This is a genomic window from Cedecea neteri (assembly GCF_000757825.1).
GTDB lineage: Bacteria > Pseudomonadota > Gammaproteobacteria > Enterobacterales > Enterobacteriaceae > Cedecea > Cedecea selenatireducens.
This window is the reverse complement of record NZ_CP009451.1, coordinates 213,926-228,851: the sequence shown is the minus strand read 5'-3', so window position 1 is coordinate 228,851 and position 14,926 is coordinate 213,926. Positions and strand designations below refer to the sequence as shown.

Sequence of the window (14,926 nt, the reverse complement as noted above, 5' to 3'; positions counted from 1 at the left end):
TCATTTGACGCACCTGAGATTTTCCCTTACCCTGCGCGGCATAATTGCATACAGCTCTTCGTAAATTCAGAGGGAAGCGTGAAGAACAGGACTCTTGGCAGTGTTTTCATCGTGGCGGGAACCACAATTGGCGCAGGAATGCTGGCGATGCCGCTGGCTTCGGCGGGGGTAGGTTTTGGCGTCACGCTGCTGATGCTCGTCGGCCTTTGGGCATTGATGTGTTATACCGCGCTGCTGCTGGTTGAAGTTTATCAGCACGTCTCTGCGGACACCGGCCTTGGCACCCTCGCCCGGCGCTATCTTGGTCGCCCCGGGCAGTGGTTAACCGGTTTTAGCATGCTGTTCCTGATGTACGCTCTTACGGCGGCCTACATCAGCGGGGCGGGTGAACTGCTGGCCGCAAGCCTGAGTCAATGGCTTTCGACCTCAATTTCAGCCACCTCCGGCGTATTAATGTTTACCCTGGTCGCGGGCGGGATTGTCTGCGTCGGCACTCACATGGTGGACATGTTTAACCGCGTGTTGTTTAGCGCCAAAATCATTTTACTGGTGGTGATGCTGGCGCTGATGATGCCGCATATTCATCATACCAACCTGCTGACGATGCCGATTGAAAAAGGGCTGGCGCTCTCCGCTATTCCGGTAATTTTCACCTCTTTTGGCTTCCACGGCAGCGTGCCGAGCATCGTTAGCTACATGAACGGCAATATTCGTAAGCTGCGCTGGGTGTTTATCGTCGGCAGCGCCATTCCGCTGGTGGCCTATATCTTCTGGCAGCTCGCCACCCTCGGCGCGATTGACTCCGCTACCTTTACCGGGCTGATGGCCGAACACTCGGGACTTAACGGGTTCCTGCAGGTTGTTCGTCAGGTTGTGGCCACCCCGCACGTGGAGCTGGCGGTGCATCTGTTTGCCGATTTCGCGCTAGCCACGTCGTTCCTTGGGGTTTCCCTGGGGCTGTTCGACTACCTGGGTGACCTCTTTGCCCGCAACCGCAAGGCTTCTGGCCGCCTGCAAACCGGGCTGATGACCTTCCTGCCGCCGCTGGTCTTTGCGCTGTTTTACCCGCAGGGCTTTGTGATGGCGCTGGGCTATGCGGGCGTTGCGCTGGCGGTGCTTGCCCTGCTGGTGCCTTCCATGCTGGTGTGGCAGAGCCGTAAGCAGCACGTCGATGCAGCCTGGCGAGTTGCGGGCGGCAAACCCCTGCTCGCGCTGGTCTTCGCCTGCGGTATCGCGGTTATCGTGATTCAGGGTCTGATTGCCGTTGGCCTGCTGCCGGAAGTCGGATAACCCCCTTCGCATTCACGCGGGACGCTCGTCCCGCGATCCCCTCTTTTCCTGCTTATTCCCCGCTAAATCATCAGGATTTTGGATAAAAAACCAGTAATTATGTAAGCAGAGTTAATATTGTAAATGCTAATTATTGTCATTATCATCTTAATTCCCATTATAAAATCGCTTCAGCACAGACAATAAACAACATGACTCGCATTTCATTTGGTTCTACTTTCGTTCGCCAGGCGCTTCTTAATTCAAAATTATTAATCATTTCAACCTTCATCGTGGGGGCCCCGGCTTTTGCGGCCGATAAGCCCAAAGAAGACACGCTGACGGTCGTGGCCAACGCTAACCCGGACGGCTCGTCAACCAGCTATACCCAGGATGACTCTGCCATCGCCTCGCGCAGCAAAACGCCGCGCAGCGAAATTCCGCAGTCCGTTAGCGTTGTCACACCTCAGGTGATTGACGATTACGCGGTCACTTCGGTCAACGACGCGATGAAGTTCGTCAGCGGCGTCGCGCAGAGTAATACCCTCGGCGGCATCGAGGACGGCTTTGTCAAACGCGGGTTTGGTTCGAACAGCGACGGCTCGGTGTTTATCGACGGCGTGCGCAGCAACCAGGGCCTGGCGATGGACTCCAGCATCGATCATGTTGAAGTGTTGAAAGGCTCGGCCTCCCTGCTCTACGGCATCCTGAACCCCGGCGGCGTAATTAACCTCGTCAGCAAGAAACCACAGTACACCTGGAACACCCACGTCAGCGGCACAAGCAGCAGTAACGGCGGCGGTTCCGGCATGGTCGACGTGACCGGCCCGCTCGGCAACGGTTTCGCCTTCCGCCTGGTGGCTGAACGCCAGCACGAAGACTACTGGCGCAACTTCGGCACCGATGAACACACGTTGATTGCCCCGTCCCTGAGCTGGTATGGCGATAAAGCCTCCTTCAACATCAGCTACGTGGAATATAAGTTCGACATTCCTTATGACCGCGGCACGGCGTTTATCAACGGTAAACCGCTGAACATCCCTTACGATCGCCGCATCGACGATTACGCCAACCACGCCTGGGGCAAGAACAAACGCCTGACGACCAATTACTCGTACAAGCTGGATGACACCTGGGAAACCAATCTGAACTACGCCTGGATGCAGCGCCGCTACGACAGCAACGAAGTGCGCGCCACGGCGGTCGATCCAAACAGCGGTATCGTCTCCCGCCGCGCGGACGCCAACCGCGGCTTTAACCATCAGACCGATTACGCGTCATGGGATATTAACGGCAGTCCGGAACTGCTGGGGATGACCCACGACATCACGCTGGGCGCGGACTACGAGCAAAACGAAACCTACAAAAAGTATTCGTACCGTGGGAAGGTGTCAAAAACCTTCAATATGAATAACCCGGTGTACGGCGAAGCGCCGGTAACCAACAGCAGCACCTACAGCGACGCCAACAGTAACCTGCGCACTAATCTCTACAGCCGCTCCGTGTTTGCGAAAGACAGCATTCATCTGACCGACCAGTGGATAGCCGTGCTGGGTGGCCGCCTGCAGCGCTACACTCAAACTTCCAGCTCGGGCTGGGTAAAGCCGCAAACCACGCTTGAAGACAGAGGCGATGCCTTTCTGCCGCAGATGGGCCTGGTGTACAAAATCATTCCGGACGTTTCGCTGTACGGCAGCTACAGCAAATCATTTACGCCCTCGACACAGACCGACGATAACGGCAACGTCGCCTCCACCGAAAAAGGCACCACCTGGGAAGTGGGCGCGAAATGGCAAATGTCACCACGCCTTACCAGCAGCCTGGCGCTCTACCGCATTGATGAAAAAGACATGTCGGTGTTTATCAATGGCGTTACGCGCAACATCCCGAAAGCGCGCTCTACCGGCGCAGAATTAGAGCTCAACGGCGAAATTGCCGAGGACTGGAACCTGACGGCGAACTACAGCTACGACAAAACCGAGATCGTCGAAGACGATATTAACCCGGTAAACGTCGGCAACCGTCTGGTGAACGCCCCGACGACCATGGGCGGCCTCTACCTCAGCCATACCCTGCGTTTCTCCTGGCTGCCGGGTGAATTACGCCTGGGCGGCGGCGGACGCTATGTTGGCAGCCGTGCGGGTGACCCGGAAAACAGCTTCACCATGCCGGCTTACACCGTGGCGGATGCGTTCATTGCCTGGGACAGCAAGCTGGTTGGCAAAAACACCGAGCTGAAGCTGAACGTCAAAAACCTGTTTGACCGCGAGTACTATGAGTCCAGCGCCGGTAACCTGCGCGTTATCGAAGGCGAGCCTCGCACCGTTTACCTCTCCGCCAGCGTGGATTTCTGAGATGAGAAAGTCGCTGTTACTGGCGGCCCTGCTGGCGCTCAGCGCCGGCAGTCAGGCCAAAACGATTACCGATATCCTGCAGCGTAAGGTTGAGGTGCCGGATAACCCGCGGCGCCTTGTCGTTGGCGAAAGCCGGATGATCTACACCCTTGCGCTGGTAGAAGACGGTAACCCGGCGAAGCGCGTAGTCGGCTGGCCTGCGGATCTACAGCGTCTGGACCCGCAGACCTGGAACCGCTACACCGCGGCCTTCCCGGAGATCGCCAATATCCCGATTATCGGCAACAACAACTTCTCGCAGATAAGCGTCGAGAAAGTTATCGCCCTGCACCCGGACCTGGTGATTTTGCCGATCTACGCCAAAAAAGAGAGCAATCATGACAGCTTTCTAAACCAGCTAACGCAGGCGCATATCCCGGTTATCTATGTCGATTTCCGCGTCGATCAGCTGAATAACACCGTCCCGAGCCTGCGTATTCTTGGCGAAGCGCTCAACGACCAGCCGAAAACGGAGAAGTTTATCGCCTTTTATCGGCAGCATATGGAGAAGATTGCCCAACGCTTAGCTGACGCCAAACCCGTTAAGCCCACGGTAATGCTGCAGCTGCATTTGGGTGATAAAAGCGACTGCTGTACCACCGTCGGGCGTGGAAATCTTGCCGATCTGCTGGCCTTTGCTGGAGGGGATAATATTGCCGCGAGCCGCTTCCCCGGCGTTTACGGCAAAATTTCCCCAGAGGCGCTGCTGACGGTTAACCCGGATATTTACATTGCGACCGGCAGCGCCGGGCCGGATCAAAAAGGCAGGCTACAGCTTGGCTCCGAGGTTTCGGCGGCTCAGGCTCAGCAAAGTTTCGCGCAAGTTCTTGGGCAGCAGAAAGTGGTTTCCAACCTGAACGCGGTTCACAGCGGTAAAGCGCTGGCGATATGGCACAATTTTTATCTCTCGCCGTGGCACCTGCTGGACGTTGAGTTCTTTGCCAAAACCTTCCACCCTCAGCTGTTTGAGGATATGGATCCGCAGCAAACGCTGGATGAAATGAACCAGCAGTTCCTGACGGTGAAGGAAGCGGGAACTTACTGGACGAAGCTGAAGTAAAGCCTGGGCGGGTCAACGCCTGGCCCGCCATTTTTACCAGTTGTATCTGTCGCCCCGCAGGTAGAGATTAGTGCAGACATGTTTCTGACCCTGAGGTATTGATGTCGACTTTCCCCGATAAACCCACTCTTCACCTGCTTTGCGGCAAAATCGCCGCCGGTAAATCCACGCTAAGCGCAAAGCTTATGGCAGCGCCCAGCACCATTCTGGTCAGTGAAGACAGCTGGCTTGCCGCGCTTTATGGCGAGCAGATGCAGAGCGTGGCGGACTACGTGGCGTGCTCCGGCAAGCTGAAAAACGCGCTGACGCCGCATCTCGTTTCCCTGTTGAGGAGCGGGCTGTCGGTGGTGCTCGATTTCCCAGCCAATACGCTGGCAAACCGGCAGTGGATGAAAACGCTGATTGACCAGGCTGGGGTGGATAACCGCCTGCACTATCTGGACGTGCCTGATGACGTTTGTCGGGAGAGATTGCGCGCCCGCAACAGCAGCGGAACTCACGATTTTGCCGCTACGGACGCGCAGTTTGATTTGATTACCCGCTACTTCGTTGCGCCGGATGAAAGCGAAGGTTTTACGATAATCCGCTATGCATAAGGTGACATTGTCACCTTTTATCTCACTTACAGACTGTAGCCCGGCTTCTTAAGCAGCGCGTCCATCTCGGGCGCGATCTGGGTGTCCCAGACTTCTTCTTTCCAGCGCGACTGTTCAATCATCTTTAGCGCCACGGACAGCGATTCGTCCTTCGAGCCGAAGTGCTTTTTCAGCACGTCACACATTTCGCTGGCAACGGCCTGCTTTTGCTCTTCGGTAAGGTCACGTGGGAAACATTTGATTTCGATATGCGGCACGGTGATTCTCCTTTTTGTTGTTGAACAGTAGTTTTACTGCTTCACAAGGGGATCGGGCAAGCGGCGGGCAAAAGAAAGGCCAGTTTTACTGGCCTTTAATGGTTACTGAATTTTGCGAACCGGCTCTTTTCTCACCGGTGCCTGTTCCGCTTTGTAATAGCTGGCGGTGCTGCGCGGCAGCGCGGCCTTGCCGCGAATAGCATCGGCAATTTTTTCGCCAATCATAATGGTGGTGGCGTTCAGGTTGCCGGTGATGATTTGCGGCATGATGGAAGCATCGACCACACGCAGCCCCTGCAGGCCGTGAACCCGGCCCTGCTCGTCCACCACGGCCATTTCGTCGTGGCCCATTTTACAGCTGCCGCACGGGTGGAACGCGGTTTCCGCATGGTTACGCACAAACTCATCCAGCTGTTCGTCCGTCTGACAGTCAAGACCCGGACTGATTTCGCGCCCACGGTATTTATCCAGCGCAGGCTGCTGCATGATCTCGCGGGTAATACGAATGGCGTCGCGGAACTCCTGCCAGTCCTGTTCGTGAGACATGTAGTTGAACAGAATGCCTGGGTGCTCGTGCGGATCGCGCGATTTCAGCTTCACGCGGCCCCGGCTTGGGGAACGCATAGACCCCACGTGGCACTGGAAGCCGTGCTCTTTCACCGCGTTCGAGCCGTTGTAGTTAATCGCCACCGGCAGGAAGTGGTACTGAATGTTCGGCCAGCTGAACTCTTCGCGGCTGCGGATAAACCCGCCCGCTTCAAACTGGTTACTCGCGCCAACGCCGGTGCCGTTAAACAGCCACTCCGCGCCGATTTTGGGCTGGTTGTACCATTGCAGCGCCGGGTAAAGCGACACCGGCTCTTTGCATTCGTACTGCAGGTACATTTCCAGGTGATCCTGAAGGTTCTCGCCTACGCCCGGTAAGTCGTGAACCACTGGGATTTCCAGGCTTGCCAGGAATTCGGCATCACCTACCCCGGAACGCTGCAGGATCTGCGGCGAAGCAATCGCGCCTGCGCTCAGCAGAACTTCTTTACGTGCTTTCGCCACGGAATGCACGGGGCTGTCGTTCACCAGATATTCCACGCCAACCGCGCGCAAATTATCAAAGATGATGCGGTCGGTGGTGGCATGCGTCACGATGGTCAGGTTTTCACGCTTCTTTGCCTCATCGAGATAGCCACGGGCGGTGCTGGCGCGGCGGCCTTTTGGCGTCACGGTGCGGTCCATCGGCCCGAAGCCTTCCTGCTGGTAACCGTTCAGATCGTCGGTACGCGGATAGCCCGCCTCGACGCCCGCCTCGATCATCGCGTGAAACAGCGGATTGTTACCCTGCTTAGGCGTGGTGACGGACACAGGGCCTTCGCCGCCGTGGTAATCGTTCGGCCCGATATCGCGGGTTTCCGCTTTACGGTAGTACGGCAGGCAGTCCAGATAGCTCCAGTTCTCCAGCCCCGGCATCGACGCCCAGTTGTCGAGATCCATCGCGTTGCCACGGATGTAGCACATGCCGTTAATCAGGGATGAGCCGCCCAGCCCTTTGCCGCGCCCGCACTCCATGCGGCGGTTATTCATAAACGGCTCCGGCTCGGTTTCATACGCCCAGTTATAGCGCTTACCCTGCAGCGGAAATGCCAGCGCCGCAGGCATTTGAGTGCGAAAATCAAAGCGGTAATCCGGGCCGCCGGCCTCAAGCAGCAGGACGGTGGTGTCGGGATCTTCCGTTAAACGTGCAGCTAAAACATTACCTGCGGAACCCGCTCCAATAATGATGTAATCAAATTCCATTCATCCTCCTCAGATGGGATTAAAAGATTGACTGCCAGGTGCCCATCTCCAGTTGGATTGACTTAACTTGCGTGTAGCTTTGCAGGGTCATCAGGCCGTTTTCACGCCCGATGCCGGAATGCTTGTAGCCGCCAACAGGCATTTCTGCCGCCGACTCGCCCCAGGTGTTGATCCAGCAAATCCCGGCTTCAAGCTGATGGATAACGCGGTGCGCCCGAGTGAGGTCGTTGGTGACCACGCCAGCCGCCAGGCCGTAATCCGTGTCGTTGGCGCGGCGAATCACTTCTTCTTCTGTTTCATAGCTGAGGATCGACATCACCGGTCCGAAGATCTCTTCGCGGACGATTTTCATTTCATCGCGGCAGTCGGTGAAGACGGTGGGGGCAACCCAGGCGCCGTTATCAAAATCTCCGCCGCGCAGTTTGTCGCCGCCGCATAGCAGCGTGGCGCCCTCTTCACGACCGGACTCGATGTAACGCAGGACGTTTTCACGGTGCGGGAAGCTGACCAGCGGGCCAAAGTTAGTTTGCGGGTCCATGACGTCACCGGCGCGAACACAGCCGACGCGTTCAATAATTTTCTGCTCAAATTCGGCTTTCAGCGCGGCGGGAATAAACACGCGGGTGCCGTTGGTGCAGACCTGCCCGGAGCTGTAGAAGTTGGCCATCATCGCGATGTCCGCCGCCCGGTTGAGGTCCGCGTCGTCGAAAATAACCAGCGGAGACTTGCCGCCCAGTTCCATCGTGACCTGCTTCAGCGTTGAGCCCGCCGCGTTCGCCATCACCTTCTTACCGCTGACTACGCCGCCGGTGAAGGAAACTTTGGCGATGCCAGGATGTTCCGTCAGCAGTTGGCCAGTTTCCGCGCCAAGCCCCGGCAGAACGTTAAAGACGCCGGCCGGCACGCCCGCTTCGGTGTAGATCTCTGCCAGCTTAAGCGTGGTAAGCGGCGTCACTTCGCTCGGTTTGAAGATCATCGCGTTACCTGCCGCCAGCGCGGGGGCGGACTTCCAAAGCGCAATCTGAATCGGGTAATTCCACGCGCCAATGCCGGCCACCACGCCCAAAGGCTCCCGGCGGGTGTAAACAAACGAGCTGTCCCGCAGCGGGATCTGCTGGCCTTCCAGCGTCGTCGTCAACCCAGCGTAATACTCGAGCACGTCTGCACCGGTAACGATGTCCACGCTGGAGGTTTCGCTGAAAGCTTTGCCGGTATCGAGCGTTTCCAGCTCGGCCAGCTCATCGTTACGCTCGCGCAGAATGTCGACCGCGCGGCGCAAAATGCGTGCACGCTCAACGGGCGTTTTCGCCGCCCAAATCTTCTGCCCTTTCTTCGCGGCAGCAACGGCGCGCTCGACGTCTTCCCGGCCTGCGGCCTGAACTACCGCCAGCACTTCGCCATTGGCCGGGTTAATGGTGTCGAAGGTTTTACCGCTTTGCGCGGCAACGTAACCTCCGTCGATATAAAGCTGTTGTTCACCAAATCGGGACATATTCTCTCCTCGCTAAATTAGGTTTTCGCTGCAGCAAGATGCTGATTAATGAATTGCGTGGTCAGCACGCTCGCCGCTTTGCGGTTAAATGGTTTGCCGCTTAAGGCCGCGCGCAGCCAAAGGCCGTCTATCAGCGCAGCGAGGCCGTAGCCCGCCAGCCTGGCTTCCTGCTTCGGCAGCTCGCGTCTGAACTCGGCGGTGAGCGTGGAAAGCAGGCGACGGCTGCTGACCTGCTGTAAGCGATATAGCATCGGCTGGTGCATGCTGCTGGCCCAAAATGCCAGCCAGGCTTTCATCGCCGCACTGTGGGTCTGCGTCTCGTCAAAATTTCCGTCAACGATGGCGCACAGCCGCCGTTCAGCAGAAGCGCCTGGCAATGCCTTAAGTCTGCCGACGACCGCATCGCGAAGCTGGGTCGTCACATCACGCATGGTGGCTTCCAGCAGGCCGTTTTTGTCCTGGAAGTAGTGGCTGATGATACCGGTTGATACCCCGGCCCGGCGGGCGATTTGCGCCACCGTCGCATCATGCATACCCACTTCATTTATTGCGCTTAGGGTGGCGTCAATCAGCTGCCGCCGCCGTATCGGCTGCATACCTTTTTTGGGCATGGCCCCCGCTCCATTCATCAATTCTTGTTATCTATTTAAGCTTTTATTGATTGAACGTTCAATATAAAATGTGTATTAATTGTTATGCAAAGGTAAGGAAGACGCGAATTATTCGCATTTCAAAAACAAAAAACAGGAATTAACATGCTAAAAATCAACATGATAACGTTTTATGTTTTATAGAAACCCAACATTGATTGCGGATTTGTTAAAAATCCCCCTCTCTTCAACTTACAAGAAAAACTTAACTGCTCATCTGAGTAGTCACCGTTACTTAACCTGAGGTAATCGATGACGAAGCCCGTTACTGCCCCTGAAACCAGCGAAAAAGACAAAATCAACCCGGTGGTGTTCTACACGTCCGCCGGGCTGATTTTGTGCTTTTCCCTGATGACCATTTTCTACAGCGATTTCTCCGCAAATCTGATTAGCCACACCCTGAACTGGGTCTCTTCCCGTTTCGGCTGGTATTACCTGCTCGCCGCCACGCTCTATATCGTTTTTGTGGTGTTTATCGCCTGCTCCCGTTTCGGCTCCATCAAGCTCGGGCCGGAACAATCCAAGCCCGAATTTAGCGTACTGAGCTGGGCGGCTATGCTGTTTGCCGCCGGGATAGGCATCGACCTGATGTTCTTTTCCGTTGCCGAGCCGGTGACGCAGTATATGCAGCCGCCGGAAGGTGCCGGGCAAACCATCGAGGCCGCGCGCCAGGCGATGGTCTGGACGCTGTTCCACTACGGGCTAACCGGCTGGTCGATGTATGCGCTGATGGGCATCGCGCTGGGCTACTTCAGCTATCGCTATAACCTGCCGCTGACGATTCGCTCGGCGCTGTACCCCATTTTCGGCAAGAAAATTAACGGCCCGATCGGCCACACGGTGGATATCGCGGCGGTGATTGGTACGATTTTCGGTATCGCCACTACGCTTGGGATTGGCGTTGTGCAGCTGAACTACGGGCTGAACGTGCTGTTTGATATCCCGGATAGCCTGGGTGCCAAAGCGGCATTGATCGTGCTGTCGGTGGTTATCGCCACTATTTCGGTGACCTCCGGCGTCGATAAAGGCATTCGAATCCTTTCCGAGCTGAACGTGGCGTTAGCGCTGGGGTTAATCCTGTTCGTGCTGTTTATGGGCAACACCGAATTCCTGCTCAACGCGCTGGTGCTGAACGTGGGCGATTACATCAACCGCTTTATGGGCATGACATTAAACAGCTTTGCGTTTGACCGCCCGGTGGAATGGATGAACAACTGGACCCTGTTCTTCTGGGCCTGGTGGGTGGCGTGGTCGCCGTTTGTCGGCCTGTTCCTCGCCCGAATCTCCCGTGGCCGCACCATTCGTGAGTTTGTGCTCGGCACGCTGATTATTCCTTTCACCTTTACCCTGCTGTGGCTTTCAGTGTTCGGCAACAGCGCGCTCTACGAAATTATTCACGGCGACGGCACCTTTGCTCAGGAAGCGATGGCCCACCCGGAACGCGGCTTCTACAGCCTGCTGGCGCAGTATCCCGGCTTTACCTTTAGCGCATCCGTAGCGACGATTACCGGGCTGCTGTTCTACGTCACTTCGGCGGACTCCGGCGCGCTGGTGCTGGGGAACTTCACCTCTAAGCTGAAGGATATCAACAGCGATGCGCCCAACTGGCTGCGCATTTTCTGGTCCATTGCTATTGGCCTGCTGACCATGGGGATGCTGATGACCAACGGTATTTCCGCGCTGCAGAACATGACGGTGATTATGGGGCTGCCGTTCAGCTTCGTGATCTTCTTCGTGATGGCCGGATTGTATAAATCCCTGAAGATAGAGGATTACCGCCGCGTCAGCGCCAGCCGCGACACCGCGCCGTACATGATGACCGCGCAGGACCGCCTCGGCTGGAAAAAACGCCTGTCCCGGCTGATGAACTACCCCGGCACGCGCTATACCCAGAAGATGATGGACACCGTTTGCTACCCGGCAATGGAAGAGGTTTCTCAGGAGCTGGAGCTGCGTGGTGCGAAGGTCGAGCTTTCCGTCGAGCCGCCGCTGCCGGATGAAAAACTGGGGCACCTGGAGCTGCGGGTACATATGGGCGACGAGCAAAACTTCGTCTACCAGATCTGGCCGCAGAAATACTCGGTGCCGGGCTTTACCTACCGCGCCCGCAGCGGTAAATCAACCTATTACCGGCTGGAAACCTTCCTGCTGGAGGGCAGCCAGGGCAATGACCTGATGGATTACAGCAAAGAACAGGTGATCATCGACATTCTCGACCAGTACGAACGCCACCTGAACTTTATCCATCTGCACCGTGAAGCGCCGGGCAACAGCATTACGTTCCCGAACGTGTAGCGTCTAACAAATCCTCTTATACGCGGCGGGCGTGATGCCCATCCGGCGCACAAAAGCCCGCCGCAGCGTATCTACCCCAGAAAACCCGCTGGCGGCGGGGATCGCCTTCACCGGCAGCTTGCCGGACTCCAGCAACTGTCTTGCCTTCGCCACCTTCTCCGCTTCCAGCCAGTCTCCCGGCGTGACCTGCAGTTCGTGATGAAACAGGCGCGTTAGATGCCGCACGCTGAGGTGTATATGCGCCGCCATTTGCCGTACGGTGGTCACCTCCGCTATGTTGGCGATTGTCCAGCGCTGGAGATCCTGCAGCGCGCTGCGCCCGCTGAGCGAAGTTTTTTGCTCGCGGATAAAGTGGTTTTGGTTCACTGGCCGCTTAAAGAACATCACCAGCCTGGCGGCAACCTCCTGCGCCACTTCCCGGCCAAGATCCTCCTCCACCAGCCGCAGGGCAAGGTCTAACCCAGAGGTCACGCCCGCTGCCGTGCGTAGCGGACCGTCCATGACGTACAGCGCATCGGCGGTAACATCGGTGTCTGGATAGCGGGCCGCTAAAAGCGATGAAGCCGACCAGTGGGTGGTCACCTTCTTGCCGCTTAACAATCCTGTTTGCGCCAGCAAAAGCGCGCCGGTGCAGACGGAGCCAAAACGGCGGCTCTGCTCGCAAAGTCCGGTCATTATCTGGCGCTGTTTATCGCTAAGCGTTCTGTCTGCCGCATCCGGCGCACCGGCGACCAAAAATGTAGTTTCCCGGCCGCTAACCGCCGTTTCAAGCACATCATCAGCCAGCATTTTGACGCCGGAAGAAGCCACAACTGTCGCTGCTTCCAGCGCAATAATGCGGGATTGGTAAACCTCGCGATGCAGCACGCGATTTGCCTCGGCAAATACGTCCAGCGGACCTGATACATCCAGCAGCTGTACGCCGGGCACCGCCAGGATCAGGATTTGATGCGCCATTCTTTTCTCCACGTCGCGAAGTACGGCATAAGTCTTAAATCGTCGCAATGCGATCATTTAAGACATCTCAACTGCGGCCTATGCTACTCCAACCCCAACGTGAGGAGAAAGAGATGAGCTTAAAAATTAACGGCATTGCCATTCCGGACAGCAAAATGGCCCGTGAAGCCACGCAGCTGGTACGTGATACCGAATCAGATTTGCTGTTCCACCACTCCAGCCGGGTTTATTACTGGGCCGCGCTGGCCGGGCAACGCCGTGAACTGAAGGTTGACCACGAGCTGCTGTACATCGGCTGCATGTTCCACGACATGGGGCTGACCCACGAACACTGCAGCTGCGACAAGCGCTTTGAAGTGGACGGCGCGTTTGCCGCGCAGGATTTTATGCGCCAGTACGGCGTCAATCAGGCCGATATCGACAAAGTGTGGACGGCGATTGCGCTGCATACCACGCCGGGAATCCCGGAATTTATGGCCCCGGAAATTGCGCTGGTGACGGCAGGCGTAGAAATGGATGTGCTGGGGATTGATTACGATAAATTCAGCGACGAACAGCGCGAGCAGGTGGTGAAGCAGCACCCTCGCCCGGCGGCATTTAAAGAAGAGATTATTCAGGCATTTTACGACGGGATTAATAACAAACCGGCCACCACGTTTGGCAACGTGAAGGCCGATGTCATTCAGGATAAAGAACCTGGGTTCGAACCGCTGAACTTCTGCAGCATTATTCGTGCTTCCCGCTGGGCTGGTTAAGCAACCTCAGGCGGGTGACTTAACTGTCACCTGCCCTGTACGGCGGCGATGGTATCAAGCCCGGTACCCGGCTGTGGATCGTGAGCAAAAGCGCCAATGACCATAAGAGAAAGTACGATTGCCAGAAAGATGTTTTTCATAACGTGTGTTAACCGCTTGCCGCACTGATTAGGACCGCCGCTATGCTAAAAGAAAAAGGCTCAAATTGATAAAGGAAATTTTCAAAGAAACGTCAGTTTTTGAATATTCCTCATATTATTCCACTTTTTGCCCTTGCGTCCGGCCGAAAACAAGATATATCCACCCCCCGGGGGCTCACGGTTAATATTTAATTTTGTATTTTTCGCGGAATATTTACGATCGCTGCGGATCGCCGCCTCTCGCTGGCACGAGCTGCGGCGGTGATGGGGAAAAATCAGGCCGGTTTTATCACGCCAATACGCACCAGCATCGCTGAAAAATCATCAAGGCTGATGCCGTGGTTCGGGTGGTCGAAACGTAAATTGAAGTTTTTCTGCAGAAGGTCATAGACCTCTTGCGCTCGGGTAAACACCGGGGCATTTTCCCCTACGCTTGAAAGCGTATTTTTAGTGCCGTCCGCATGGTAAAGGCTCAGCGCCAGGCAATAACGGAAGTGGGATTCAGGCCAGGTCGAAACGTAGTGGTTCCCGGCTTCGTAATCAGAGTCGTACTGCGGTTCGAGGCTAAAGCGATAGAGGTTAATCGCCTTGTCGGCGGCATGGAATTTCAGCAGCCAGTCGTGCTCAACCCGTTCGAAACTATAAACGCCATGCGTCGTCGGCTGCATTTCGCCTTCCACAAGACGAACCGGCTCGGGTAACGTTTTACCGCCGAAGCCGACGTCGGCTACCCAGGCCTGGCCGTCGATAGTCACTTTCGTGAGCCGATGCGTTCTGGCGGGCATCTGCGGCGGGTTGGCCAGCAGCACGCGGGCCGCTAAGTTTTCCACCTCAAACCCCAGCTCAGCGAGCACGTTACGGAACAGGCCGTTTTGCTCAAAACACCAGCCGCCGCGCCCGGCCACCACCAGCTTTTCAAAAACGCTGTCGTCGTCGATATGGATCGTTCTGCGAAGCAGAACATCCAGGTTTTCAAACGGAATAGCGCAGGTGTGCGCCAGGTGCAGCCCACGCAGGGTTTCTAACGTCGCAGTACGCGCCTCCTGGTAGTTGATACGGTCGAAATAAAGCGCCAGATCTAATGCCATTTTTCCGATTCCATGCTGATAATGAATGGCGTCACTATAAATCCGCAGACCGCAAGACAGATGATCGTTAGTGCTTTAGAGCATGCCGTTTCTGCCCGGCACGCCATACAGTTTGTACATAAGTTTCTCCCGGCTTTCGCGTTATGTGTAGAATAGCCGCCCTATCAGCGTCTGCGAGAAGGAAGC

General features: G+C 56.3%; 12 protein-coding genes. 6 read left to right on the top strand and 6 right to left on the bottom strand.

Annotated features, from left to right (window positions below):
- Window positions 1-78: 78 nt before the first annotated feature.
- From tyrP to JT31_RS00950, 4 genes are all read left to right on the top strand, one after another.
- The gene (tyrP, locus tag JT31_RS00965) at window positions 79-1,290 is read left to right on the top strand and encodes a tyrosine transporter TyrP (RefSeq protein WP_038472283.1); all 1,212 of its coding nucleotides are present in this window, start codon (window positions 79-81) and stop codon (window positions 1,288-1,290) included.
- Between the two features lie 191 nt (window positions 1,291-1,481).
- Window positions 1,482-3,623, top strand: a complete 2,142-nt coding sequence (locus tag JT31_RS00960; protein WP_038472281.1) for a TonB-dependent siderophore receptor — start codon at window positions 1,482-1,484, stop codon at window positions 3,621-3,623.
- A gap of 1 nt (window position 3,624) precedes the next feature.
- Window positions 3,625-4,722, top strand: a complete 1,098-nt coding sequence (locus JT31_RS00955) for an ABC transporter substrate-binding protein (protein ID WP_038472280.1) — start codon at window positions 3,625-3,627, stop codon at window positions 4,720-4,722.
- A 101-nt stretch (window positions 4,723-4,823) separates the two neighbouring features.
- On the top strand, window positions 4,824-5,318 hold the full coding sequence (locus JT31_RS00950) for an AAA family ATPase (protein ID WP_038472277.1): 495 nt from the start codon (window positions 4,824-4,826) through the stop codon (window positions 5,316-5,318).
- 26 nt (window positions 5,319-5,344) lie between these two features.
- On the opposite strand, the gene pptA is transcribed toward JT31_RS00950, so the two are convergent.
- The 4 genes from pptA to betI all read right to left on the bottom strand — a co-directional run bounded on the left by pptA (window position 5,345) and on the right by betI (window position 9,466).
- Window positions 5,345-5,575 (bottom strand): tautomerase PptA, encoded by a 231-nt coding sequence (gene pptA, locus JT31_RS00945; protein WP_038472275.1) that lies wholly within the window; start codon window positions 5,573-5,575, stop codon window positions 5,345-5,347.
- 102 nt (window positions 5,576-5,677) lie between these two features.
- Window positions 5,678-7,363 carry a choline dehydrogenase gene (gene betA, locus JT31_RS00940; RefSeq protein WP_038472272.1) on the bottom strand — a complete coding sequence of 562 codons (1,686 nt, stop codon included), beginning with the start codon at window positions 7,361-7,363 and terminating at the stop codon, window positions 5,678-5,680.
- A gap of 19 nt (window positions 7,364-7,382) precedes the next feature.
- Window positions 7,383-8,855, bottom strand: a complete 1,473-nt coding sequence (betB, locus tag JT31_RS00935; protein ID WP_038472269.1) for a betaine-aldehyde dehydrogenase — start codon at window positions 8,853-8,855, stop codon at window positions 7,383-7,385.
- 17 nt (window positions 8,856-8,872) lie between these two features.
- On the bottom strand, window positions 8,873-9,466 hold the full coding sequence (betI, locus tag JT31_RS00930; protein WP_038472267.1) for a transcriptional regulator BetI: 594 nt from the start codon (window positions 9,464-9,466) through the stop codon (window positions 8,873-8,875).
- A 291-nt stretch (window positions 9,467-9,757) separates the two neighbouring features.
- Here betI and JT31_RS00925 point away from each other — a divergent pair, with 291 nt between their 5' ends.
- Window positions 9,758-11,800 carry a choline transporter gene (locus JT31_RS00925; protein ID WP_038472266.1) on the top strand — a complete coding sequence of 681 codons (2,043 nt, stop codon included), beginning with the start codon at window positions 9,758-9,760 and terminating at the stop codon, window positions 11,798-11,800.
- A 3-nt stretch (window positions 11,801-11,803) separates the two neighbouring features.
- Here the strand turns inward: JT31_RS00925 and JT31_RS00920 are convergent, their stop codons facing one another.
- A complete protein-coding gene (locus JT31_RS00920; RefSeq protein WP_038472264.1) occupies window positions 11,804-12,757 on the bottom strand; it encodes a GlxA family transcriptional regulator in 954 nt (317 codons plus the stop codon).
- Window positions 12,758-12,870: 113 nt separating this feature from the next.
- Between JT31_RS00920 and JT31_RS00915 the strand changes: the two genes are divergently transcribed.
- The gene (locus JT31_RS00915) at window positions 12,871-13,512 is read left to right on the top strand and encodes an HD domain-containing protein (protein ID WP_038472263.1); all 642 of its coding nucleotides are present in this window, start codon (window positions 12,871-12,873) and stop codon (window positions 13,510-13,512) included.
- A gap of 415 nt (window positions 13,513-13,927) precedes the next feature.
- On the opposite strand, the gene JT31_RS00910 is transcribed toward JT31_RS00915, so the two are convergent.
- On the bottom strand, window positions 13,928-14,740 hold the full coding sequence (locus JT31_RS00910; RefSeq protein ID WP_038472261.1) for an arylamine N-acetyltransferase family protein: 813 nt from the start codon (window positions 14,738-14,740) through the stop codon (window positions 13,928-13,930).
- Between the last annotated feature and the right edge of the window lie 186 nt (window positions 14,741-14,926).